At 44.4% G+C, this 23,930-nt stretch carries 20 protein-coding genes, 2 pseudogenes and 1 riboswitch; of the genes and pseudogenes, 5 read left to right on the forward strand and 17 right to left on the reverse strand.

Features of this window, described 5'->3' with window-relative positions; translation table 11 throughout:
* Positions 1-118: 118 nt before the first annotated feature.
* Positions 119-270, reverse strand: a riboswitch (cyclic di-AMP (ydaO/yuaA leader).
* A 90-nt stretch (positions 271-360) separates the two neighbouring features.
* The 7 genes from G4V62_RS07340 to G4V62_RS07370 all read right to left on the reverse strand — a co-directional run bounded on the left by G4V62_RS07340 (position 361) and on the right by G4V62_RS07370 (position 7,825).
* The gene (locus G4V62_RS07340; protein WP_165200766.1) at positions 361-984 is read right to left on the reverse strand and encodes a DNA-3-methyladenine glycosylase; all 624 of its coding nucleotides are present in this window, start codon (positions 982-984) and stop codon (positions 361-363) included.
* A gap of 17 nt (positions 985-1,001) precedes the next feature.
* Entirely contained in the window at positions 1,002-1,910 is a 909-nt protein-coding gene (locus tag G4V62_RS07345) for a 5'-3' exonuclease (RefSeq protein ID WP_165200768.1), read from the reverse strand.
* A 68-nt stretch (positions 1,911-1,978) separates the two neighbouring features.
* Complete coding sequence (locus G4V62_RS07350; RefSeq protein ID WP_165200770.1) at positions 1,979-3,148, reverse strand: MFS transporter; 1,170 nt, start codon at positions 3,146-3,148, stop codon at positions 1,979-1,981.
* A 317-nt stretch (positions 3,149-3,465) separates the two neighbouring features.
* Positions 3,466-4,674, reverse strand: coding sequence for a quaternary amine ABC transporter ATP-binding protein (locus tag G4V62_RS07355; protein WP_165200772.1), 1,209 nt, complete (start codon positions 4,672-4,674; stop codon positions 3,466-3,468).
* Positions 4,671-5,531 carry an ABC transporter permease gene (locus tag G4V62_RS07360; RefSeq protein WP_165200774.1) on the reverse strand — a complete coding sequence of 287 codons (861 nt, stop codon included), beginning with the start codon at positions 5,529-5,531 and terminating at the stop codon, positions 4,671-4,673. Before G4V62_RS07360 ends, G4V62_RS07355 begins: the two co-directional genes overlap by 4 nt.
* A gap of 98 nt (positions 5,532-5,629) precedes the next feature.
* Entirely contained in the window at positions 5,630-6,631 is a 1,002-nt protein-coding gene (locus tag G4V62_RS07365; protein WP_165200776.1) for an ABC transporter substrate-binding protein, read from the reverse strand.
* Between the two features lie 432 nt (positions 6,632-7,063).
* Entirely contained in the window at positions 7,064-7,825 is a 762-nt protein-coding gene (locus tag G4V62_RS07370) for an aminoglycoside adenylyltransferase domain-containing protein (protein ID WP_165200778.1), read from the reverse strand.
* Positions 7,826-7,870: 45 nt separating this feature from the next.
* On the opposite strand from G4V62_RS07370, the gene G4V62_RS07375 reads away from it, so the two are divergent.
* The 4 genes and pseudogenes from G4V62_RS07375 to G4V62_RS07390 form a co-directional block, all read left to right on the forward strand.
* Positions 7,871-8,341 carry a DinB family protein gene (locus G4V62_RS07375; RefSeq protein WP_246218312.1) on the forward strand — a complete coding sequence of 157 codons (471 nt, stop codon included), beginning with the start codon at positions 7,871-7,873 and terminating at the stop codon, positions 8,339-8,341.
* A gap of 248 nt (positions 8,342-8,589) precedes the next feature.
* Entirely contained in the window at positions 8,590-9,609 is a 1,020-nt protein-coding gene (locus G4V62_RS07380; protein WP_165200780.1) for an LLM class flavin-dependent oxidoreductase, read from the forward strand.
* A gap of 350 nt (positions 9,610-9,959) precedes the next feature.
* On the forward strand, positions 9,960-10,961 hold the full coding sequence (locus G4V62_RS07385) for an acrylyl-CoA reductase family protein (protein ID WP_165200782.1): 1,002 nt from the start codon (positions 9,960-9,962) through the stop codon (positions 10,959-10,961).
* 161 nt (positions 10,962-11,122) lie between these two features.
* Positions 11,123-11,254 (forward strand): annotated as a pseudogene (locus G4V62_RS07390) (zinc ribbon domain-containing protein); the annotation flags it as partial.
* An 83-nt stretch (positions 11,255-11,337) separates the two neighbouring features.
* On the opposite strand, the gene G4V62_RS07395 reads toward G4V62_RS07390, so the two are convergent.
* From G4V62_RS07395 to G4V62_RS07420, 6 genes are all read right to left on the reverse strand, one after another.
* On the reverse strand, positions 11,338-12,207 hold the full coding sequence (locus G4V62_RS07395) for a metal ABC transporter permease (RefSeq protein WP_165200784.1): 870 nt from the start codon (positions 12,205-12,207) through the stop codon (positions 11,338-11,340).
* Positions 12,204-13,109, reverse strand: a complete 906-nt coding sequence (locus G4V62_RS07400; RefSeq protein WP_165200786.1) for a metal ABC transporter permease — start codon at positions 13,107-13,109, stop codon at positions 12,204-12,206. The genes G4V62_RS07395 and G4V62_RS07400 overlap by 4 nt, the downstream gene beginning before the upstream one ends.
* Positions 13,087-13,842 (reverse strand): metal ABC transporter ATP-binding protein, encoded by a 756-nt coding sequence (locus G4V62_RS07405; protein WP_165200788.1) that lies wholly within the window; start codon positions 13,840-13,842, stop codon positions 13,087-13,089. The genes G4V62_RS07400 and G4V62_RS07405 overlap by 23 nt, the downstream gene beginning before the upstream one ends.
* A 1-nt stretch (position 13,843) precedes the next feature.
* Positions 13,844-14,794, reverse strand: a complete 951-nt coding sequence (locus G4V62_RS07410) for a metal ABC transporter solute-binding protein, Zn/Mn family (RefSeq protein ID WP_165200790.1) — start codon at positions 14,792-14,794, stop codon at positions 13,844-13,846.
* A gap of 504 nt (positions 14,795-15,298) precedes the next feature.
* On the reverse strand, positions 15,299-15,604 hold the full coding sequence (locus tag G4V62_RS07415; RefSeq protein ID WP_165200792.1) for a hypothetical protein: 306 nt from the start codon (positions 15,602-15,604) through the stop codon (positions 15,299-15,301).
* Between the two features lie 317 nt (positions 15,605-15,921).
* Positions 15,922-16,158 carry a hypothetical protein gene (locus G4V62_RS07420; RefSeq protein ID WP_165200794.1) on the reverse strand — a complete coding sequence of 79 codons (237 nt, stop codon included), beginning with the start codon at positions 16,156-16,158 and terminating at the stop codon, positions 15,922-15,924.
* A gap of 282 nt (positions 16,159-16,440) precedes the next feature.
* Here G4V62_RS07420 and G4V62_RS07425 point away from each other — a divergent pair, with 282 nt between their 5' ends.
* Positions 16,441-17,196 (forward strand): NAD-dependent deacylase, encoded by a 756-nt coding sequence (locus tag G4V62_RS07425; protein WP_376768294.1) that lies wholly within the window; start codon positions 16,441-16,443, stop codon positions 17,194-17,196.
* Here the strand turns inward: G4V62_RS07425 and G4V62_RS07430 are convergent.
* The 4 genes and pseudogenes from G4V62_RS07430 to G4V62_RS07450 all read right to left on the reverse strand — a co-directional run bounded on the left by G4V62_RS07430 (position 17,181) and on the right by G4V62_RS07450 (position 23,889).
* Positions 17,181-17,684, reverse strand: a complete 504-nt coding sequence (locus G4V62_RS07430; RefSeq protein WP_165200796.1) for a sigma-70 family RNA polymerase sigma factor — start codon at positions 17,682-17,684, stop codon at positions 17,181-17,183. The two genes, G4V62_RS07425 and G4V62_RS07430, sit on opposite strands and share 16 nt — an antisense overlap.
* 384 nt (positions 17,685-18,068) lie before the next feature.
* The gene (locus tag G4V62_RS07435) at positions 18,069-19,151 is read right to left on the reverse strand and encodes an acyl-CoA dehydrogenase family protein (RefSeq protein WP_165200798.1); all 1,083 of its coding nucleotides are present in this window, start codon (positions 19,149-19,151) and stop codon (positions 18,069-18,071) included.
* A 134-nt stretch (positions 19,152-19,285) separates the two neighbouring features.
* Positions 19,286-21,723 (reverse strand): annotated as a pseudogene (locus G4V62_RS07440) (glycoside hydrolase family 38 N-terminal domain-containing protein).
* A gap of 45 nt (positions 21,724-21,768) precedes the next feature.
* Positions 21,769-23,889: a DUF5054 domain-containing protein gene (locus tag G4V62_RS07450; protein ID WP_376768295.1), complete on the reverse strand. Its 2,121-nt coding sequence runs from the start codon at positions 23,887-23,889 to the stop codon at positions 21,769-21,771.
* Positions 23,890-23,930: the final 41 nt, after the last annotated feature.

Here is a 23,930-nt window from a genome sequence, read left to right on the forward strand (position 1 = left end):
TCAGACTTCATGCTAAAAATATGCAAGCCTCTTAATAAGAGAAAACGTAAAAAAGCTGCGAGAAAGAATCCCACGGCTTGCCGTTAGTTAAAAAAAACCTGCTTTTTAGGCACGCTGAGCTTCTTCTCTTGAAACGCTGACGAGGTTAGCTGTCGGATTCGGGTGTTAAGAGTCACCCTACCATGCGTGCATGGATTCACCCCGAGCGACACAGCTGTGCCGCGAAAGTGGGTCCCCCGCATCCTGAAAGGATTTAAGCGGTTAATAGAAGGTTGTTATGGTTGATGAAATGATTGTACGCCTAGAAGAAAAAGCTGTCAATATAAACTTTTAAGAATAGGCTTGGTTCGTGCAGTGCAATCAGTCTTGCAGATGTTTCTTTAAAACATACGGGTTGCCTTCTTCATAAAAACGCCATGGATAATGAACGGCGTCGCCGCTATTCTCAATGCCGATACGCTTTGAAGTTCGTACAGCTCCTCCTCGTCCATCGGAGATATAGAGGGGAGGCGTGGTTAAATCAAGGTGATTATGGGCGTCACGCGAAATGGCAAGTGCTTGCGTCAGCTTGCCAGGACCGTTGGTTAACTGAATACGTTTAGCCTTGGATAGTTCTTCCCAACTTTTTTGGAAGCGCAGCTTTGCCATCTCATCTATTCCCATCAACGGTTCGACACTTCGTAGGAGAACGCCCTCAGGATAGCCCTCACCACGCGTCACACAGTTCATACAATGGTGCAATCCATAGCTAATGTATACATACGCATGGCCGGCTGGACCGTACATCGCTTCATTCCGGGGCGTGCGCCGGTTATTATACGTGTGAGAAGCTTTGTCTTCAGGTCCTTTGTATGCTTCCACTTCAACGATTCGTCCAATCAGCCGTTTGCCACTAGGAGCTTCATGGACGAGCTGTTTTCCAATCAGCTCTTCAGCAACTTCGAGCGTAGGCCGTTCATAAAATGAGCGTGGAAGTGGTTCCATGAAAAAATTCCTCCTCGTTAAGAAAACAATGTCTGGCGTAAATGATTTGGAAAAGATGCTTTAATTCCATAGGCTCCTGTCATATCTAAAAAGAACAGCTCGTCCATATGCAAAAAGAAATCGTCTAGTACTTTCTCTTGCAACGTTGGAATGTCGCAATCGATCGTTGCTAATGACTTCGTGATCAAAACGTCGTCATAGCCCGCCACAAGCTTTTTTTGATGTCGCTTTAATGTCGGATCCAGCTCATCAATCTCCGCATAAAGGTTTTCCACCGTGCCATACCTCTGGATGAGAGGTAACGCTGATTTAGGACCGATGCCACGGCATCCAGGCAAGTTGTCACTTTTATCACCGAGAAGGGCTTTAATATCAGTCCAGTGCTCAGGGGTAATCCCAAACTCAGTTGAAAATGCTTCAATGTCATAGACAAGCTCTTGTTTTTTCTGCGCAATGATTTGTGAACACGTCGGACTCAACAATTGAAAAAGGTCTTTGTCGTTACTATAGATGAAACAATGGCCGCGCGCGTCGTCTGTCCAGCTTTTGGAAATGGTACCTATGACATCATCTGCTTCATAAGGTGGTTCGGTCAGCTGCTCAATGCCTAAGGAAGTAAGAATGGCTTGCGTCGTTTCATATTGCTCTATTAAAGGAGCTGGCAGTTCGTCACGAGATGCTTTATAAAAAGCATGTGTTTGTCTTCGTTGTGTTTCTTCACGCTTGACGTCCCAGGCGACAGCGACGTGAGAGCATTGGTAGCGGTCGATGAGATTCATCATTTTTTGGACGAACACGCGCACGCCATTGATGAGAAGTCCTTGCTCATTACGTGGCAGGGATGATTCGTTTTTGCCATACGCAGTGGCAAAATAGCCACGGCTAAGTAAGTTGAATCCGTCAATTAATAAAAGGGTATCTTTCATAGGCAGGCCTGCTTCGTGGGGAGCACGTTGCAGTTTCACCTCTCTTCTCATAAATTGTTTTCATTGTATCATGTTTTCAAAGCTGCTTGACTGGATTTACCTAACGAAAGAAGGAAGACTAGGAGCAGAAGCATCATTGCTGCAATGGCCGCCAGCAACAAAAATGCCCAGCCCGCACTAAAAGTATCCATTAATACCCCAGTCGCTTTAGGGAGAAGCGCACCACCAAGGCCACCAGCGGCAATTAAGAGACTTGTCGTTCTTTCAGTAAAACCGGGCAGGCGTGTATTCATTAATACGAGCGCAACGGCAAAAGTTCCTGCCCACACAAGCCCACTTAAACCAATCAGTAAAAAGCTAAACGCCGACGATTCACTTATGTTTAAGAGGGCGAGCAGGATTGTGCCGGAAATCACACAAACGAGTAAAAAGCGTCCATAGCCAACATGCTCGGCAATGCGACCTGCATATATACGACCGATGACCATCGTTCCCCAGAATACACTAATTGTCATCGCAGCGGTGGCTTCATTCATACCGATGCGACCGATCATGATGGAAGGCAAATAATTGGATAGACTCATTTCCAGGCCAACGTATCCGGCAAAAAAGAGCATTCCAGTCATCAGTAAAGGCCAAGCCTGCTTAGGATAACGAACAGCTTCTTTTGTGTCTGCGGCTGAGGAATTTTTTTCCTCGGGTACTTGTTTAAAAAACAGCCAGCTTACTGTTGTGGCACCGGCCATCACTGCCATCACAGGGAAGCTGATTTGCCAATACCCAATGGCAATGAGCCAGCTTGCAATAAAGGGGACGACGAGCGCACCGATTCCAAAAAAGGTTTCTATTTTTGACATCGCATCTGCTTTCTTCTCTGCGATCGCGTCAATCACCATTGCACCAATGACGGCTTCTGTTACACCAAAACCGAACCCAGTGACTGGTGCGACAGTTAACATCCAGCCCCAAGGCAACAAAAAGCTGTATGCCGTTTCTGCAAAAGTTAAAGCAGCAAACGAGATGAGGATCGTTTGCTTTTTTCCGAGTTTTTTAGACAGCCAAGGGGAGAAGAGGACACCAAACAAAAACCCTAAAAATTGGTTCATAATAAATTGCCCACCATCTTGATAGGCAAGTCCATAATGCTGCAACATTGATTCTAAAACGGCTCCGGAAACAATATGAGCCATACCGATGACGAGGTAAGATACGCTCGCCAAAAAGATTAGTTTCTTCAATTCGTCACCTCAAAAAAGATCTGTAGTGTCATAAGATGAATGCTATTTTAGGAGATATAACATCGATCGCTTATCAGCCTGCTAGGGAAAAATGGCCGAATGTAGGGTGAAACTGCATAGAGCTCACCCGTAGAACGCCAATTTATGCCGGGAAGCGATCCTGCCGAAGCAGAAGTTTGTAACAGGCTGAAACCAAATCGTCTCTATCGTATCACAAAGGAGTGCGCTATTGGTGATTTCCTATGGATAAGATGGACCCCGGGTATTGGATCACACAATGTATAAAAAAACCTTGAGCATAATGCTCAAGGTTTAAGTTATCCGTGGTATTCTTCGCTTTCATTAATATCATCTGATACTAAGCCAGAAAGAACATGGACACGAAGGATAAAACCGACGAGTTTCTCATTTTCATTGACGACCGCTAGAGGGAACATCGATTCCAAAGCTTTTGGAATTAAATCGTTAATATACTCGTCTGATTGAACAACTGTAATGTCGTGGCGTAGAACGTCTTCCAGCGATTTTTTCTCTTTAATGCCTTTAATCGCATCATCTATCGTAACGATTCCTTTGACATGACGACCACGGTCAACGACAAAGACACTGGAAATGCCGTTTTCCTTCATTTCTTTAACAGCAACATTGAGACCTGACTTTAAGGAAACGAGGGCATTTGGCTTAATCATAACGTGCTCGGCTTGGAACACTTTCGAGCGGTCAATGTCTTTAATAAACTCGGAGATGTAGTCATTCGCTGGCGCTTCGATAATTTCTTCTGGCGTGCCAACCTGCTCGACACGGCCGTTTTTCATGACAGCGACGCGATCGCCAATTTTAAATGCTTCATTGACATCATGAGTAATAAAGATAATTGTTTTTTGCAGGCGTTCCTGAATATCTAATAGTTCAAGCTGCATTTCGCGGCGAATGAGTGGGTCGAGGGCACTAAAAGGCTCATCCATGAGTAAAATGTCTGGGTCGTTTGCTAAAGCACGAGCTAAGCCAACCCGTTGCTGCATGCCGCCTGATAATTCGTCTGGATACTTATCTTCATAACCTTTCAACCCGACGGTCTCAATATTTTTCAAAGCAATCTCCCGTCGTTCTTCTTTAGACACATTACGTATTTCAAGACCGTACTCTACATTAGCAAGAATGGTCCGATGGCTAAACAAGCCAAAATGCTGAAACACCATTGCCACCTTTTCTTGCCTCATTTTTTTAAGCGCTGTGCTCTGGTATTGAACGATGTTTTCACCGTCAATATAAATCGAGCCGTCAGTTGGTCTGTTCAGCAAATTAAAGCAACGGATGAGGGTCGATTTTCCGCTCCCGGACAAGCCCATAATGACAAACACTTCGCCTTTATTGACTTCGAAGGAAGCGTCATACACACCGACCGTATGATTCGTCTTTTTTAAAATGTCTTCTTTGGACATGCCTTGTTGAATCATTGGGATGACTGATTTTGGCTTAGGTCCAAAAATTTTCGACACGTGGTCTACCTTAATCTGTGCGGTCACCCGTTTTCACTCCTATGCTTTTGAAATTTCTCTGCGACACCGTTCGTAATTCGATCAATAATAATGGCTAAAAAGACGATGCTGATTCCTGCTTCAAAGCCTAAAGCGATATCAATCTGGTTAATTGCGACTAACACTTGTTCTCCTAGTCCTGATGCGCCAACCATCGAAGCGATGACGACCATGGCAAGTGCCATCATTGTCGTCTGGTTCACACCAGCCATAATTGTCGGCAATGCCTGCGGAAGCTGAACTTTTTTTAGCATTTGCCATTTTGAGGAGCCAAAAGACAAGGCGGATTCAATGACTTCATTGTCTACACCACGAATGGCAAGCTCTGTTAAACGAATGACGGGTGGCAGGGCATAAATTAAAGTTGCAAAAATGGCCGACACATTGCCGAGTCCAAAGAAAAAGATCGCAGGAATGAGATATACAAAGCTCGGCATTGTTTGCATCGCATCTAAGAGCGGACGCATGATGGTGGAGAAGCCTTGGCTAAACGCCATCCACACGCCAAGTGGAATTCCGAGAATTAAACAGATAAGGACTGCTGTGACAATAATTGAAATCGTAATCATCATATCTTCCCAAAGACCGAAAGAACCGATAATGAAAATAAAGACACCATATAAAATTCCAGCAACCAGAGATTTAAAATACCAACCAAGTAAAACGATTAAAATGACAAATAGCCACCAAGGCAACCACATCAGCATATCTGTAATGCCATTAATCGTTCTGGAAGAGATAAAAAAGATAAAATCAAAAAATCCTTCTAATGTCGTGTCTAAAAAGCTAACGAATCGGTCTACGTATTCACCTACATTGATACGTATATCAGGAAAAGCTCCCATATTGGCTGACTGCAAATGGCAGTCGATTCACCCCTCTTTTCATCAATTCACACTGAAAAGCAGCTCACCTACCAATGTGGCAAGCTGCTTTTTTGGTTTTACTGTAGTGCTTCTTTCACTTTAGTGGCGACTTCTTCAGAGACCCATCCAGTCCAAAGGTCTTCATGCTCCTTCATCCACCATAAGGCTGCTTCGTCGGTAGATGCATCATTTTCGTTCATATACTGTAAAGCTTCCTCTGTCAGCGCACTGCTTGTTTCATAATTTTCAAGGAATTCAATGATATCAGGCGCTTGTTCTGGAACGTCTTTGTGAACAGCGACGACAACATCGTTGGGCGGGAATTCGGTCGCTTTTGTTTCATTCCAAATATCTTCATCATAGGCTGGCTCTTCTAATAATGTAAGATCGTATTTCGCTGTAATCGCTGTCGGTGACCAGTAGTAGCCAACCCAGCCATCACCAGCTTCATACGCATCGACTAAATCAGCGACAATGGCGGCATCTGAGCCTGGGCTAAAGTTATTCAGCGTTTCTTCCAAGCCATAAGCCTCGAATTTATCGTTAATGGCTTCAGATGCAGCCCAACCACTTGGACCGTTGATAATGCGTCCGCGTCCAGGATCTTCAGGATCTTCAAACACTTCAGGGTAGTTCTTTAAATCTTCGACTGTTTTCAAGTCTGGTGCCAATGGCTCAATCCCACGCTCTGGATCTCCTTCAATCACATAGGTTGGCACGAAAAGTCCTTGCTCATTGTCGTTAAAATTCGTCGCTAATGTTTCAATTTCCCCTGCTTCAGTAGCTTCTTCATAGACTTCTTTTACATTGTCAGTCCAAAGCTCCATGTACACTTGAATATCCCCATCACGAAGCCCTTGGATCGTTGCTGGCGTTGAGCCGGTCGTGACATCGGTCTCATATCCATAGCCTTCCTCGAGAACCGTTTGGGCGATTTTGTTGTGGATTTTAATACTGTCCCAACCAGCATCGCCGAAGACGACTGTTCCGATCTCGTTTCCACCACTTGATCCGGATCCACCGCAAGCAGAAAGAATGATTAACATCATTGTAAACATGACAACAGACAATTTTCTCATCAAATGACCCCTTATTTATATAGTATTGGTAATATATAGAACATTAACTTAAATGCTAATGTTGAAAAAATAAAAACAGTCATACACCTTAAAAAACGTATATAAGTCTGCGCAAAACGAGCAAATCAAATGAAGATTAAAATAGTTGTTTTTAAGGAGGGATAAATCTGTTGTGGAAGAAGGAGAATGATTTATGCAATTTACAAGCATATTTCATTTTACAGAATATAATGGCTTGACTCAAATCGAGTAATTTACGATAAATCACCATTTAATAACGTCAGCCATCGTACCTATCAATTATATTCACTTCATAGACTATTCGTATCGAATGCAAACGTATCCTCGGAATTAGCGTTTGTGGATATGTTTAGCCGAACGTATTGAAGCCTAGCCAAATGATCAAAGGAAACAACGGGTTCATGTGGTTGTTTATTCACAAGCACGTTGGTTTTGTCGAATGCATTGCAGTATCCAGCTAGCAAATTGTTGCAATTGCAAACCTGGGACAGGTACGTGATGCTGTGAGCTTTCATACCCCTTTAGACAAGCTTTGATTATCGAAGCATAAGTCGGTGGAAGATGTAGGAGTGCCCATTCACCACCTTCTTTTTTGGAAGCGACTGTTTTGTTTTTTGAAAACTGTAATGCACGACATAAGTTCAAAACATAGTAGACCGGATCGGTATGAATGTTGTCGTGTGCATCTTCGACATCATAAAGGATGGCCTTCATCGCGTCTGAAAAATGAACCTCGGGAATGACTTCATGGATTGGCGCGCCAAACCAACGTATTCCGCGGTCACGTGTTACTAAAAAATGAGCAGTAAGATCAGGATCGTACCCGCCTGAATTTACGACATGCGCTTTCCCCGTCGTGGTAGAATAATGATAATCAAAGGGAGCTGGGTGAGAAAAAGGGACAAGATCTTTGATGACGACGACACTTAACTCTAAGCCTCCAGCCGCAGGGACGTGGTCCGCTAAGGTGTTTAGTTCAGGCGTGAGAGATGTCCGGACAAGTGATGTCATTGCTTTCGAAGCTGCAATCAGAACATCGACGTCGCTTCGGTTTTCGTTAAACCCGTTCATTGCGAGAGAACCGTGGACGTAAAGGCCGACAAGGGACTGACCAAGGTGTTTTTGAAACAGGGCTGTTAGCTCATTTAAAAATAGGGTGCTTTTCTCATTCAACTACAATCTCTCCAATCAAACCGTTTTCTCACAGGGGGCAATTCTATGATAAAAATGATCAACGAGACGATGCATCAGCTTGATGTTGTCGTCGAAACGATCCTAAAGCTTATGGAAAAATTAGATGAAACTCATGCAGAGACACGACCGACCTCAGGCAAGTTTTCTATCGGCGAGCTTTGTGCTCATCTCTCTCTTATACCAGAAGCAGATTGGCGGATAGCAAATGAAGCATCGGAGGAGGAGATGGCTTTATTTTATGAAAAAGCATCGCCTCAGACAATAAAAGAAGCTCACCATACTTTGCAATGTAGCTTTGAATATCTAAAAAAAGACATTGCTTCATTATTAGTGGAGGAATGGGCGCAAGAAACAACGTCTTTTTGGGGAGTGACGTATACTAAGTTTTCCTGGTTGCTTGAAATTCTTACCCATCTTCACCATCATCGCGGTCAGCTTCATGCATTGATGGTGCATGTCCTTGCTATCGATCCTGAGATTCCGATGTTTGAATGAAGTGCAAAGCATATTTCTATATTGGGCAATGAGAGAAATTAATGGAGCAATGGCAGCAACGCTCCTTTTTTTACTAAACAACTAAAGTCATTCAACGATACAAAGCAGAACTTTTGACCGTGAACGATCAGCCTCGCTATGATGATCATATCTACGATGCCAGATCAAGTTATTTCAACGCGTAGGGTAGACGATATGTTTTGTCAAGTAAAGCCCTTATTTTATATAAAAGAAAGGTTGAATGGACAGTGTCAGGAGAAGACCTTCGTTTAAAAAATACGCCTATTTCTTTGCTCGATTTAGTGCCAATTGTTGAAGGAGGCACAGTAGCACAAGCTTTTGAGGAGGCACAACGCTTAGCTGAGCATGCCGAAGAATGGGGATATCACCGTTATTGGGTGGCAGAGCATCATAATATGCCAGGCATTGCTTCAGCAGCGACGTCGCTTATGATTCAACATGTGGCCCAAGCTACGCGGACGATGCGTGTTGGCTCAGGAGGGATTATGCTTCCTAATCATTCATCACTTGTGATTGCCGAGCAATTTGGTACGTTAGCAACGCTGTTTCCTGGCCGTATTGACTTAGGGCTTGGACGAGCCCCTGGGACAGATCGTCTGACTGCCCATGCACTTCGGCGCAATCTTGGACAGACGGGTCAGGAATTTCCCCAACAGCTTGAAGAGCTGCGGCAATACTTTGATCCGGCTCATGGTGATGGTATTCCAAAAGTAAGGGCCATCCCAGGTGAAGGCTTGTCGATCCCTATTTGGCTGTTAGGTTCCTCTGGTTTCAGTGCAAAGCTGGCTGGAGAGCTTGGTTTACCGTTTGCTTTTGCGAGCCATTTTTCACCTGAAAATACGTTGCCTGCGCTGCGGCTGTATCGAGATCATTTTCAGCCTTCTGCTCAATTAGCAGAGCCTTATGCAATGGTTGCTGTCAATGTGATTGCAGCAGAAACAAACGACAAGGCACGGTTTTTGGCAACATCGATGGAACAGCAGTTTTTGAATTTGATGAGGGATGTACGTAAGCCGCTCCCTGCACCGGTCGAAAATATGAATGTACGATGGACAGATACCGAGCGCGCTTTAGTGGAGCAACGTCTAGACAGTTCGATTGTCGGTGATCGAAAGACCGTTTCTTCAGAGATCGAAGCATTTTTACTCGAAACAGAAGCTGATGAGCTGATGATTCATACACAAATTTACAATGCTGCTGATCGCTTAGCATCTTATCGAATTGTTGCTGACATAAAAAATGAATGATTGGTTTATGGTGAAGCACCTCGCTTTTTTTGAGGTGTTTTTTTACGGTGATACGCGAACAAATGGATATATGCTACGATGAACGTACCTTGGGTTGCATTGAGGGAGTGTTGCAACAAAGCAGCACCTATATTTTGGTATCCAAGTGTAACGGGTCAAGCACTTATGATTACAAAAAGGCTCGAGCCGCCGTTGATTTAACACGATTTACGTCATGCTATGATAAGGTTCATGGAAAATAGTAAAGGTATATTCGTATGTTTCAATGGATCATTAGGTTGGGAATATATACGTAAATCGTGAGAACGCTTATGTTGAATTGAAAAATGTAAAAGGGAGGAGGTAGAGCGATGAAATCATCGTTTACTGCCTACGTCGTTGAACAAAGTGAAAGTGAGATCACTGCGTCATTTAAACAAATGACGGACAAAGATCTTCCCAAAGGAGACGTCACCATTGATGTCGCTTATTCCAGCGTAAACTATAAGGACGGTTTAGCTGTCTCAGGTGAAGGTCGTATCATTCGTGACTATCCAATGGTTCCAGGGATTGATTTGAGTGGTACGGTCATTTCATCAGAGGACCCAAGATTTTATAAAGGGCAGGAGGTCATTGCGACAAGCTATGGGCTTGGTGTGTCTCATTTTGGCGGATATAGTGAATATGCACGAGTGCCTGCAGAGTGGGTTGTACCTCTTCCACAAGAAATGAGCCTTTTAGACGCCATGAGTTATGGAACAGCGGGCTTAACAGCCGGATTGTCTGTACACGCATTAGAGGCGCATGGAATTTGTCCGGATGACGGTGAAGTGCTTGTTACTGGAGCGACGGGCGGTGTTGGAAGTATGGCTGTGGCGATGTTGAGTAAGCGTGGGTATCAGGTTGTGGCTAGCACAGGGAAAGAGGCTGCCAGTGATTTTCTAACGTCTCTAGGTGCTGATCGAGTCATTTCTAGAGAAGCACTCCAGGATGGGGACAATCGCCCACTGCAGAAGCAAAAATGGGCAGCCGCCGTTGATCCTGTTGGTGGTGCAAGCTTGGCACGTATATTAGCAAGCGTAAAGTATCAAGGTGCTGTTGCTGTGAGCGGATTGACCGGTGGCGGTGACGTGCCCACGACGGTGTTTCCATTCATTTTACGAGGTGTGTCACTTTTTGGGATTGATTCGGTTGAATGTCCAATGCCGAAGCGGTCGTTAGTGTGGAAACGTCTTGCCACAGACTTGTCAGTGTCTGCTCATTTTAATGACACCATTCAAGTGATTCCACTAGACGATATTCCCCAAGCATTGGAAGCCATTTTGCAAGGGAAGGCAAAAGGCCGCTGGGTCGTTGATTGCAAAAAAGCATAAATAAAAACACAGGCGTTCTAAGGAAAAAACGAGGACGCCTGTGTTTTATCGTTTCTGACAGAAGACTCCCACATAAAGGAATGTTATGACGTTGTCCAATGAGTAAGTGGGAGATACATGCCGGTTAGGCGTAATTCAAAAAGCTGTTTCTTTTTTGTGCTATGGAGAACCTCAACCTTCGTGAGTGGGATTGCCCCTCTTGTGGCACGCATCATAATCGAGATATTAACGCAGGACAAAATCTTAAAAACGAAGCGATAAGGCTTCTAACCGTAGGAACTACGGGGATAGCCTCATCAATAACTGGCGGTTACGCTCGTGTTCTTAGGAATCTCCCACTTCAAACAGCTCGTAAAGAACGTGAAGTGGGGGTAGTTCAAGAATAGGCCTTTACACGCCATTTGGATACGAGGCCATGGCGCGGAGATACGAAAAAGCTAATTAAAAATAAAAGACCAGTCGTAAATGCCATCGATGCCGAGATCGAAGTGTCAAGCCAGAGCGCTACAGCATATCCGAGCAGTGAAGCGACGACGCCCAGGATCCCGCTTAACCAAAGCATGACGTGAAGCTTATCGGTCCATAAATACGCTGTCGCGGCTGGGGTAATGAGCATCGCAACGACAAGAATGGCTCCCACAGCATCAAATGACGCCACAGTGACAAGTGACAACAGCCCCATAAACGCATAATGCATGACAAGGACTGGAATGCCGAGGCTTGCAGCTAAAGCTGGATCAAACGATGTGATTTTCCATTCTTTGTAAAATAGCGTAATGGCAGCAATGACAACGATGAGAATGACAAATAGCATTAAAGTAGCTGAAGGAACTTCGCCGATCATAGGCACGTTCCATCGATGAAAGGGAACGAAAGTAATCTCGCCCATCAAGGCGTGGCGAATGTCAAGATGAGCGTTTCCGATGGACGTAGAAATAAGAATGACGCCGATGGCAAAGAGCGTTGTAAAGACGATACCAATCGATGCTTCCTGTTGCACGCCTCTCGTTTGAAACCATTGGACTAAAAATGCAGTCAACCAGCCTGCGAGTAAGGCACCGATGAGCATGTGAATCCCAACTAACTCTCCGGTGACCATAAAGGCGAGTACGATCCCCAGTAACACTGTATGGCTAATCGCATCAGCCATCATGGCTGTTTTACGCAAAATCAAAAACACTCCGACCAATCCACAGGAAAGACCAACAAGTCCGGCCGTTATGAGCATCCACGCAGTGTAACTCATTGCTGTCTCACCTCTTTAACTGCTGTAGAAACACGTATTTTTTGCCTGCGATGTTGAAGGTGTTGGATAAGCAAGCCTTTCTCCGCACCAAAAACCATTGAAACAATAAAGAGAACGGCGGCAATGAGAACCATAAACGGTCCTGTAGGCCAGCCCGCACCTAAGGAACTGACGTACGTACCAGCAATCCCTGAGAAGCCTCCAAAAAGAGCGGATAAAAACATCATCTTACTAAAAGAATGTGTCCAATATCGTGCACTTGTAGATGGAATGATCAGAAGTGCGGCAATCAGAATGACGCCAACGGCTTGAATGCCGACAACAATCGTAAGCACGAGGAGGAGTGTATAAAATGAGCTCATGACTCGAGAAGATAAGCCTAGCCCACGAGCAAAGCCAGGGTCGAATAAATAGAGTTTCCACTCTTTAAAAGGAACGACCATGGCGAGGACAATCACTGTAGCTAAAACGGTCGTCACGATGACATCGTTTCGTACCATTGAAGCTGCTTGCCCGAAGATAAAACTATCTAAACCACTTTGTGAGCCAGCTGCTACGCGGTTTGTAATGGTGAGCAGCATTAGACCAAGCCCGAAAAAGCTGCTGAGCACAATCCCCATCGATGTATCAGACGTTAAACGACTATTCGCCTGAATGCCTTGGATGACGAAAGCACCTAGGAGTGCCGTAATTGCCGCGCCAAGAATAAGAATAGGCAGGTTTTTTTCACCTGTCAGTAAAAATGCAATGACGACACCGGGCAAAGCTGCGTGGGCGAGTGCATCACTCATTAAGCTTTGCTTCTTCCAGTAGCTTAATGTTCCGACCATGCCAGCGGCCACCCCTAAGGCTAAGGCGCTAAACAGCACCCATTCAAAGTTACTGGCCGACGAAAAGAACATGATCCCCACCTTCTTTCAACGTTTTCAATGTGCCACCATATGTTTTGGCAAGGTTCTCAGGTGTAAATGCTTCTTCAGTTGATCCATGTGCCATCACAGTTTTGTTTAACAAAAGCACATGATCAAAATAATCTTCGACGGTTTGCAGGTCGTGGTGAACGACTAACACCGTTTTCCCTTGTTCCTTTAAGTTATTTAACGTATGCATGATCGCCTTTTCAGTAGAGGCATCTACACCAGCTAAAGGTTCATCCATGAAATAGAGGTCAGCTTGTTGAACAAGTGCCCGTGCTAGAAACACCCGTTGCTGCTGCCCGCCTGACAATTGACTGATCTGGCGCTCTGCATAGCTTTTCATGCCCATCAGATCGAGCGCATTCATTGCCTCTTCCCGGTGACGTCGATTCGGTCTTCTTAGCCACCCGACGCGACCGTATAAGCCCATTGTAACTACATCTAAGGCGTTGGTTGGAAAGTCCCAATCGACAGAACCCCGCTGTGGCACATAACCGACACGCTTTTTCTGTTTCGTAAATGAAGAACCAAATATTTGTACCTTTCCTTTTAAGCTTGGATGCAATTGGAGAATCGTTTTAATGAGTGTCGACTTCCCAGCGCCATTGGGTCCAACAATGGCTGTCAATGATCCTTCAGTCACCTCAAAGGAGACGTCGTGAAGCGCGATATTTTTTTGGTATGAAACTGTTAGATCGCTGACTTGTAAGATGCTCATCTTAAGATTCCTCCTCTTCGGTTAGGGCAGACGCAATCGTTTCGACATTGTGACGATACATTCCGAGATACGTTCCTTTTGCAGTGCCTGCTTCACCCATTGCATCTGAGAATAATTCTCCGCCAAGCTGCACTTCTAAACCTTTTGACTTCGCACCTTCTATGACAGAGTTAATGTTTTTCTCGCTGACACTCGTTTCTATGAACACCGCGGGAACCTTTGCTTCAACGATCGTGTCAACCGTATCTTCAATATCTGATATGCCAATTTCATCCTCTGTACTTAACCCTTGTAAGCCAATTACGTCAATGTCAAAGGCGCGCCCAAAGTAATTAAAAGCATCATGGGCTGTAACGAGGTATCGTTTCTCCTCGGGGATTTTCGTGAGTAACTCTTGCGACTCATTCTTTAGTTCATCCAAAGATTCAAAGTAGGCGACTTTGTTTTGTTCAAACGTTTCCGCATGCTCGGGGGCATACTCCTTTAATTCATCTACCGCTGATTCTAAGGCGATTTTCCAAAGGTCAATATCAAACCAAACGTGAGGATCTGGTGCACCGGCTGCTTCTGGATCATCTAGCAGCTGGTCTTTTGGAATAGACTCCGAAACAGCAACGACCGGAATAGAAGCACCAATTTGCTCAAAAACTTCATTCATTTGTCCTTCGAGGTTTAACCCACCATAAAAGACAATATCGGCTTTGCTTAATGTAGCAATGTCACTTTGCGTTGCCTGAAATGTATGAGGATCAACTCCAGGTCCCATAATACTTTTGACTGAGACGAGATCGCCACCGATGTCTTGTAGCGGCTCCCCAATTTGGGCAATTGTCGTCACAATCGAAATGGGCTGGTCTCCAGAAGTTTCTCCGCTCGTTTCTGAAGCCGCACCTCCGCAGGCGGCTAAAAAAAGTAGTAAAGCTGGTATGAATAATTTAAACCATCGAAGCATTTTATAAATCTCCCCTCAAATATTGTCTAAACCACTAAAGTTTCCTTAGGGAAACATTATAACATAAAGGAAACTAAGTCAATTGTTTTTTTGCCTATGGGCAAAAAATAGGCGCTCAATAAAAAGTCGTAAAAAAACAGCCATTGTTGGCCGTTTCTAAAATTTCCTCCGCGCTCTGCCATACTCATCTACAAATGATCTCTACTTAGGTTTCCGTTTGATTTTAAATCGAAGCGATAAAGAAGCCTTAAAATATCGTAACACTTTGTTCACGTCTCTTTTTTCTAATGTGCTGTCTATAGTGAATCCACATCATGGATTATAGACAAAGAACACATCTCTAAATAGGTAGCAAGCATTTTGATCAGAAAGCGTTAAAACATCTGTACAAGTGAATGGGGTGATGTAGCAAAGATGGATAGTTCGACCACAGGGGATTTTAGCGATACGATTGAAGTCGCACGTATTCTAGGCGCGTTGAAAAAAGCCTGAGAAGGTCGATTCTCAGGCTCGAAGTTTTTGAATGTTAACGGCGACAACATGTTTGATGTCGATATCGTGTATTCTATTTTCATCACTAAGAACAAAGAGACGATTCTTTTTTTGATCGACAATACGTCCGGTGAGCATATAGTATTGTTCGTGCCGACAGTAGACGATGGCTAAGACACTGTGAAATTCAAGTGCTTCAAGCATAACTTCATGAATAGAGGGTTTGAATGCGCTTTCTTGAGAAGTCGAAGGATTGAGTTCTAAGAAATTTTTTTTGGCTAAACGGGGGTGATACATCCATTGTCGAGTTTTACGCATCGGTTACCAAGCCTCATTTCCCCGCGATTTGCGGACCAGAGAGGTCCATCGTATTCGTTGATCAGTGTACTAGAGCTAAAATGGGTCCAATGTAAAGGTGAGCATTTTTGTAGAAGGGTAAATAGAAGGCTGGTTATCCACAGTGAGTCGCTTGAAGAATGGAAGCGCATGAGATGAAGTCTTCAACCGTGGATACGATGCCCATTGTTCATCGTTGAAGCGGTGTTGGACAATGATTCCTCTCTTTCTTTTCCATTATAACGAAAAAATGGACGTGCCTCAAGAAAAGTACCGGAATCTTTCATTTATTCACTCATTCACCAATGCCAAGGTCCAGAAGGGATTCCTTGTTCAGAAGAAGGAGATGGAGAGACGGTGCTTCCAAGTTTTTGATTATAAGGAAACGGGAGGTGGGAGCCTTGATGTCCGGGCAGTCCTCCTTCTCTAAACAATTGCTCTTCCTCGCAAGGGAAAACGTTTTTGTTTTTTTCTGTCAAAAGCACCTTATCTTTCTGTTCACATGTAGAGTAGTACTTTGATTTCATAAATTTCATTGCCGAATCGCTCCTTTCCTGTTTTGAGACTAGTTTGTACATATAGACTATGCGGATCGGCTGGTACTCGAGCCTGGATTAGCATGAAATGGGCGGAGGTTTAGCCGTCAGCTGCGATAAAATCATATGGTAAAGAAGATGAAATATCGAGTATTTATTGTGAAGTATGGTGTATCCTTCTAATATAAGGTGTTTGTTTCAATTTCTTAGAATAAGTAGGTGAAGAGTTCTGCGGAACGTGATACAATCTCTTGAGGAATGAAGCATAAGGGAGTGCAAAGGTTGGAACAACAACGGACAAACTTAATGGAGAAGATAGCTCAATGGCTGTTGGATGCAAAGTATCCGATCGTGTTAACTGGCGCAGGGATGTCTACAGAAAGTGGCTTACCTGATTTTCGTTCATCTCATGGGCGATGGGCAACTTCTGTTGACCCATCGGAGTTATCAAGTATCCGTACATTTATACATCGTCGTTCAGACTTTGAAGCATTTTACAAAAAGCGGACGAAAGAGGTATTAAATACATCTCCTCATAAAGGGCATGAAATTCTTGCCCAATGGCAAACTAGAGGTTTGATCAAAGGTTTAATTACACAGAATGTAGATGGTTTTCATCAACGTGCAGGCTCTGCGCCTGTCGCTACGCTTCATGGAAACTTATTAAATATGTCTTGCTATGACTGTCATGAGCCCGCTACGGTTGAAGCATTTTTACAGGATGAGCCAATCTGCCATTGTGGTGGTTCGATTAGACCGGATATTGTGTTGTTTGGCGAAATGCTTCCTGAAAAAGAGCTCAAGCAGGCAGAGGAATGGACGAATCATACAGACCTTATGCTTGTGCTTGGCACATCTCTTCAAGTGTCACCGGCAAGCACTCTGCCAATCATAGCGAAGGAGAACGGCGCCAGATTAATCATTGTGAATGAAGAACCGACGCCGCTCGATGATATGGCAGACGTAGTCGTCAACGACATACGAATCAAAACATGGTTAGAAGGTGTTGATACAGCACTGACTCAGCACGTGTTATAACATTTTAGTAGCTTTTTTCGGGCGCGCTGGCGCCACTTTTTGACTTGTTCAACGGTCGCTCCTTCTCGCTTGGCGATCTCTTTTGTGGAGCGGCCGTACCAAATGGCTTGTATTGCCCAACAACGTTCTTTTGCTGTCAGCGCGACAAGACTTTGCTCAAATTCTTCCTTTTCAAGAAAGCGTACGTTATATTGCGCCAAGGTGGCATTTCTGTTTATTAACTTTTCAGTTAATTCAGTGTGCTTTGAGCGTCGTCTTATCTCGTCAATCATACGTGAAATGACAACGGTTTTGGCGTATGCTCCAATCGACCCAGCCTCAGGGTCGTGTTTTTGCCACACTTCCCAAAGAGCAATCCGACCAATTTGATAAAATTCGTCAAAGTCGTAGTGCACATGAAGTTGATTCATTGAGCTGAGGATTAACGGCGAGTAGTCATGCAAAAATACGTCAAATGATGGATAAGGTTGATTGATCAGTAGACTCATTCCAAAAAGGCATGGCCATACCGAGTATTCCGCGGTATATCCAGTATATGGGTGTTGAGTCGATTTGTCTTGAACTTAAGAAATAAAGGTTGGCGTTCTTAGGCATCCGCCACTTCAATCAGACTGTAAGATGGAGAAATGGTCGTATTTAATGAATTTTGCGATGTTGGCCATTGGCTGGATCCCCAGCTCATATTTAGCTAAGGTTTCGGGGCGGCGTTGAGGTTTCTTTAATGAAAGTTTGCGCGCCATGAATTGTGGTCGTACGGGGAGGAGAGGCAAGAGAAAAGACGAGGAAGGGTGAGTGGGTTCGTCAGCCCCTTCCGTAAAGTGCATTGTATCATATTCTTACTATCGTTCTCCTCGGATTGATAGAGCACTTGCCTAATCTATGAAAAGTTTGAGTTCGTCTTCTGTTTGTGGCGTAAGAAATGCATGTTGGGCAGCAGTATGTAAATCGCGCCAGATTTGATTAATTGTCGTGTCTTCTTTCACAGCTTGCATACCGATGACTCTGAAAAAAGTGTTTGCACTAGCTAAAATGGTAGTGACGACTTTTTTAGAACATAAGGAAAAGGACTGCTGTTCTTTGGCCGACAAAGGTTCTCCGCGAGTATGTTTATTCCAAGCATCGTTGAGCTGTTGATAAAATAATGACTCCGCCTCAAAGAATTGCTGGCTTTCTCGCTTCTTTAAATCTTCAACGAATGCCAATCGCTCCGTGTTCCACGAAGATGTTTTCTCCTGAAGAATGTTGTCCACCTCTTGGAAAAAATGTTTTCCAATACCTAAAACGATCGACGTAAATGATGCTTCTGAAAACATAAGAAATGGAAAATCGTATATTTTATCTCCGACATCGAATTGCTTTTTAAAGATAGAAAAAGTCCGCTCTTCCGGTACGAATTGGTCTTTGACGCGAATGGTGTGACTGCTCGTCGCTTTTAAGCCAATGGCGTTCCAATCTTCGATGACGTCAACTTGCTCGCGTTCAAAAATAAAAGAAAGAAATGTTGGCTGTGCTTGACTAGGTTCTACTTTACATGTGGCTGTAAAAATAGAAGCATATTGTGCGCCACTACAGTAGAGCCATTCCCCATTGACGATGTACCCGTCGTCTACTTTTTGTGCTGTACCAGCAGGGAAACCACTTCCTGCGATGACGGCTTCTTTCGGGGTATAGTAAGTCTTTGCGGCTTCTTCTGTAAAGTTTGGGGCAAACATGCCCCCGCCCGAGCCGATTGTAACTAGCCAGCCAAACGAGCCATTAATGCTTGAGGCGATTTGAAACGTACGAATGGCTTCTGGCAACGATCGCATAGCGCCGCCTAGCGTTTCAGGAACGATTAATTTAAATAGCTTTCTCTCTTGCATAAATGACAGTACGGCGTCATTGACTGTTTTTGTCTGCTCACTGTCTGCCATGTTTGAACGGATCCAAGAGATGTCTTTATTTGTAAATGTCAATGTTATCCATCCTTTTGTGTTTGTTTTTAGTATAGCATGTCTTAAGAGGTTGATATAGAGTGTGCAAAAGTAAAGTGACTACCGCACAAAAAAACAGCGGCAGCCTGATAAAACGGCCGGCGCTTTTTTTGCCATTATTTTATTCTCCAAGCAAGTAGTCCATGATTTAAGTTGCGGCAGGTTTTAAACGCTTGTTCAGGTGCTGCGTATTGTTCACCCCAAGTGATTAAATAGCGGAATTCGTAAAAACCGCCGAGCGTTGGAGCGAAGTTTGTTTCCCAATAGTTGCTCATCGTCCAAGCATATAAGTGGGCTGGTTCATCGTTAAGCCGTGGATGATCGTTTAATAACCGAGTCTCATACGCTAACGAACCGATTTGAATTAATGGTGTGTCTGGCATGGCGATTACGATGCCTTCATTCCCGGTCGTATAATAAACCCCTTCATCGACACAATAGTAATCAGCAAGTGAGCCCGGCAATTGATCGAAGCGAGGGCGGAGGAGGGCTTCTCCTTTATCAATCCACAGCTGTTTCTGCTTGTCTTTTAAGTCACTGCCAAAAGGCAAGGAAACATACAGGTTTTCGGGATCCCATACACTGTCTTTATGCAAACGTACAGCAACATCGACACGCGGGCGGTCTGCATATAATGTAAGGAGTAAGCTGTAATGACTGCAGCCAGCGACTTCATAAATGAGCTGAACCTTGCCGAATAATTGTCCTGATTCGATCACTTTTGCCTCGACGAGTGTTCCTTCAGAGATCATTGCATCAGGGCCTTTACGGTTTCGCCCCATTTTTCGGCGAACATCCATCTGATTCGTACCCTCTGCTTTTGTTACATCATACACGGGTGTAAATGCGTTATGGTTACGGTCGGCGCGCAGCATGTTCTGTGTTGTTTTTTTATTTAGCCATTCTGTAATGCCATCACCCTTTTTCCAGGCAATTCGTACATATGGTGTTTCGGCATAGGTCGGTGTGATGAGAACATCCTCTGTTTCAAGAGGCATCATATCCATCATCCGATCTGACCCGACGTAGTCCTTTTGGAAGGCTGTTGTTGGTTGTAAAGAGTTCGTCGGAAGAATGCGAACGGTCCGCGTTTCGTTCGGTTGAAGAGCCATTGGTATTCGTACGATGACCCCTCGTGGCGCTACGGTCATTTGCGCTGGATAGACTGATTCGTCCTGCTCATCGACGACATGAAAGCCATCTTTGATCAATTGCAGGTGCCATCCCTCCATAATAAGGTGGGCATGATCAGATTGGTGATTGTCGTATGGGTTATGAACTTTGAAACGCATTGGCCGATCCGGGGAAAGCAAAGCATCCCCTTTTGCTTCTAAGATATCGTATAAAGCCGTATGTGCGAGTTTGCTCGCATTCGCAGCATAGGCTTCTTTACGAACGCCAAGTTCTTGAACGAACGGATTCCAAGGCTCACTGACCGAGGAATGATATCCCCACGTATGTTCAGCGAATAAGGCCAGCTCGTATTCCATATCTTCAATGCGCTTTTGTGAAACGATATGACGGTAAGGATCCATCTTTTTCACTTTTTCGTAGACACGCTGAGCTTCTCGATACACTTGGACATGCTTTGGTGTCGAAATGGCGCCATCAGTCCACCAATCAGGCCAATCACCACGATAGACTGGAATGGCATCTGGGTAAGCTTCGTCATATTCACGTAGTGCGTTGAAGAAATCCTCTAGCGTTGCAGGCACGATCGTGATCTCGTCTCCATTTTTCTCGTTCCAGGCATTGATAAATTCCATCATTCGTGGGTTTGGCGAGCCATTATCCGTTGGAAGACCAGACGCCATAACCGGTACAAATGGAAATTCAAAACCGTCGGCCGCGAGACGAGCAAAATAACGCTTCATCCGAATTTCAGCCATATCAAATGTGACACCATTTCTAGTATCTAGTTCATCCTTAATTGTATAAGAACCGCCCAATCCAGGAATGAGCCCGAGGTCATTTCCAAACATGTAGTGTTCACCATTCCAAGTCAAAATGCGATCGCCATGCGGCGTTTCCCACCAGAATGGCGTTTGTTTTTCCACAATGGATACATGGAATGATGTGTGTGTATGCAGGTCATGATGTTTTTTATGCCGGCACTGGCCAATACTTGACTATATCCCCAGCCGAAACCAGTGATATCAGCAGTCATAGCACAGCGAACCGGGGCATTCACGCTTTCACCATAATCAGTAATACGCTTCGTCATCGCTTCTAATAGTTCTTTTCCTATTAACTCGCCAAAGTTTAAGTAGGTGCCGGAAAGACCGATATCACCTCGTTGAATGGCTTCTTTAAGCTGCTGTTTTTCTTGCGCTGATGCTTTCTTTAAAAAGGATTCAACGGGCCAGAACGTTTCACAGACCCATTTATACCCTGTCCATTCAGGGCGGCGACCGGACTGAATGTCATCAACAACTTGAAGTGCTTGGCGAATATAATCGACGTGGTATTGCTCGATCTTTTCCTGCCTTTCGGTATAACCTACATCGGTGTGAGAATGCTGAATGACAAATATTTTTTTAGGTGTTGTGGTCAAGTTGGTTCTCGCTCCTTTTCTTATGTGAAGGCTTTACCTTATTGATTAAGAAGTGAACCTCAGCTTAAAGCGAGAGAGCGCATCTCCTTCGTACCATGCCGGGAAGTTCGTTCCCCAAACGTTATTATGCAAATTGACATGTATCCCGCCAGTTAGCGACGCAAAAGAATGGTCGAATTGGAGTAGCCTTCTTTCGCCAGGACAGACGATGGCCGTGTCTAGCATCTCAATGGCAACTTCGCCATCCGCGCCTCGGTAATCCACCCCTTGATTGACGGCGTGCATATTGCGGTTTCCGCCTTTAACGACTTCGAGAGGAGAGACAGCTTGTCCGAGTTTATCAAGCTTCCAAAGGTTACAATTGTCTACGACAGGGTTAAACGTGAGCCAAGAAGCTTCCGGCAAGCGGTGGGCATCTTTACCAAACCATTTACATGTCATCTCAACGGTTGTCGTAGCCGCTGGAAATGTGTATTCAATCTCAACTTCTCGAGGTGCCCCCATCTGTCCATAAGCCTTTTCTGGAAACGAGACTTTGGCTACGACGATATCGTTCTCCGCAGTCGATGAGTGAGTCAGAGACACGAGCTTCGGTGTGAAGGATTGGCGCTCCACCCAATCGTTCGTTAAGTCCATTCCCGGCTTACCAAAATCACCGACGACCCAAAAATGAGTTTGCCCCCAATGCCTATGGTATTCACGGTACCAACGGTCATAATCCTCCTGTGCATAAGTATCATATATAAATTGACCAAGCCGGTTTTTGTCGCTAGCCCAGTTCTTTCCGTTTTTATCTTGTAAACCAATGATTGAACCGTCTTCGGCAAAGGTAACTTGGAAGAGACCTAAAGTATACGTTTGCTGACTGACAAGGTCTTTCGCATGCTCTATCTTCGCTTTTTTCGGTTGCAAGGCTTCGAGGGCAGCCTCTGCTTCTTGCTTTCGGTCACCTTGAAGAGCATTGACGGCTTTTGTTAAGTGATCTCGTTGGTCTTGCCACGACTTTTCCATGATCTGAAAGGAACGTGATTCAAGCTTTGCTTGTGCTTCCTCACCAAACATCTCGTTGATTTCTGCCCGTGAGTTTTCTTCGAGAAAACGATAAATCATTGGGTTTGCGCTGACATCGGTCTTGCCACGTCTGCGAGCTGCTTGGAAATCATCTTTGTCGTAATGTGCATAATCGGCTAAGTATCTCTTAATATCCACACCCCAAGTGTGCTCCGGGATCATCATAAGTTCATCGCAAAAGGCAACATATTCTTCATCTGAAGGGGAGAGGGATCCTTCCTGAAGCCATTTTGATTTTAAGCGTAGCAAAGCACGGTACGCTGCCAGCTTATAAGGATCTGTTGATGTACCATGAATCCACGTGTCTCCGATTTCTTCCTCGACGACAGGCAATGAATCTTTTATTGCCCAAACTTTTTCTGCATATTGATCCATCGTCGATGCTGCAATGTCTGCATTTGGATAAGCTTTGCGTAGACGATTAAATTCATCTTCAATCTGCTTTACCGAAGAAGGGCCGTGGTTGTCATGTGTATGGGCAAAGTATAGTACGTCCTCAAGACCTTCGACTTGTAAAGAGTCACCGTAATCATTGCTATATTGAACGACGATTTCAGAACCGTCCTGATTTCTCCATAAGAATAATTCTGGGACGTGAGGGACGTGACTAGAGGGGTTGACACCGATATGTAGATATTTAATGCCAGCCTTAGCCAAATGGGTAACCATTGACCGCGTATGTCCTGGTACGTCAGTCATTTTGGCAGCAATGGTTTGTCTGCCAAAGCGTTGATCTAATGTTTTAGATATATTTAAGCTATAGTCTAACAGCTCGGGGTCTAACAGCTCTGTATGGAATGTAAATGGAAGCGCATGCCAGGCTAAATGACCTTTTTCAATGGCTTGTACAATGGCTGCTTTTTCGTCTTCTTTCCCGTGCTTCAAGGCATAGTCGATCAGCCATGAACCGGTTGACCAAATAAATGCATCGCTATGCGAGTGTTCTGCAAAGTGTTCAGCTGCCTCAATGGCTTTCGGGAAAAAGTCTGTCATATAACGCTGAATGACATTTTGCTCAAGGTCAGTATAGCCAATATCAAGATGTGTTTTAAAAACGACATGAATTCGCTTAGGATCGTGTGTCAAGCTTCTCACCTCTATAGTTTTTGTTTCTTAAACTTTAAACGAATCTTCGT

It is taken from the genome of Litoribacterium kuwaitense (assembly GCF_011058155.1).
GTDB lineage: Bacteria > Bacillota > Bacilli > Bacillales > DSM-28697 > Litoribacterium > Litoribacterium kuwaitense.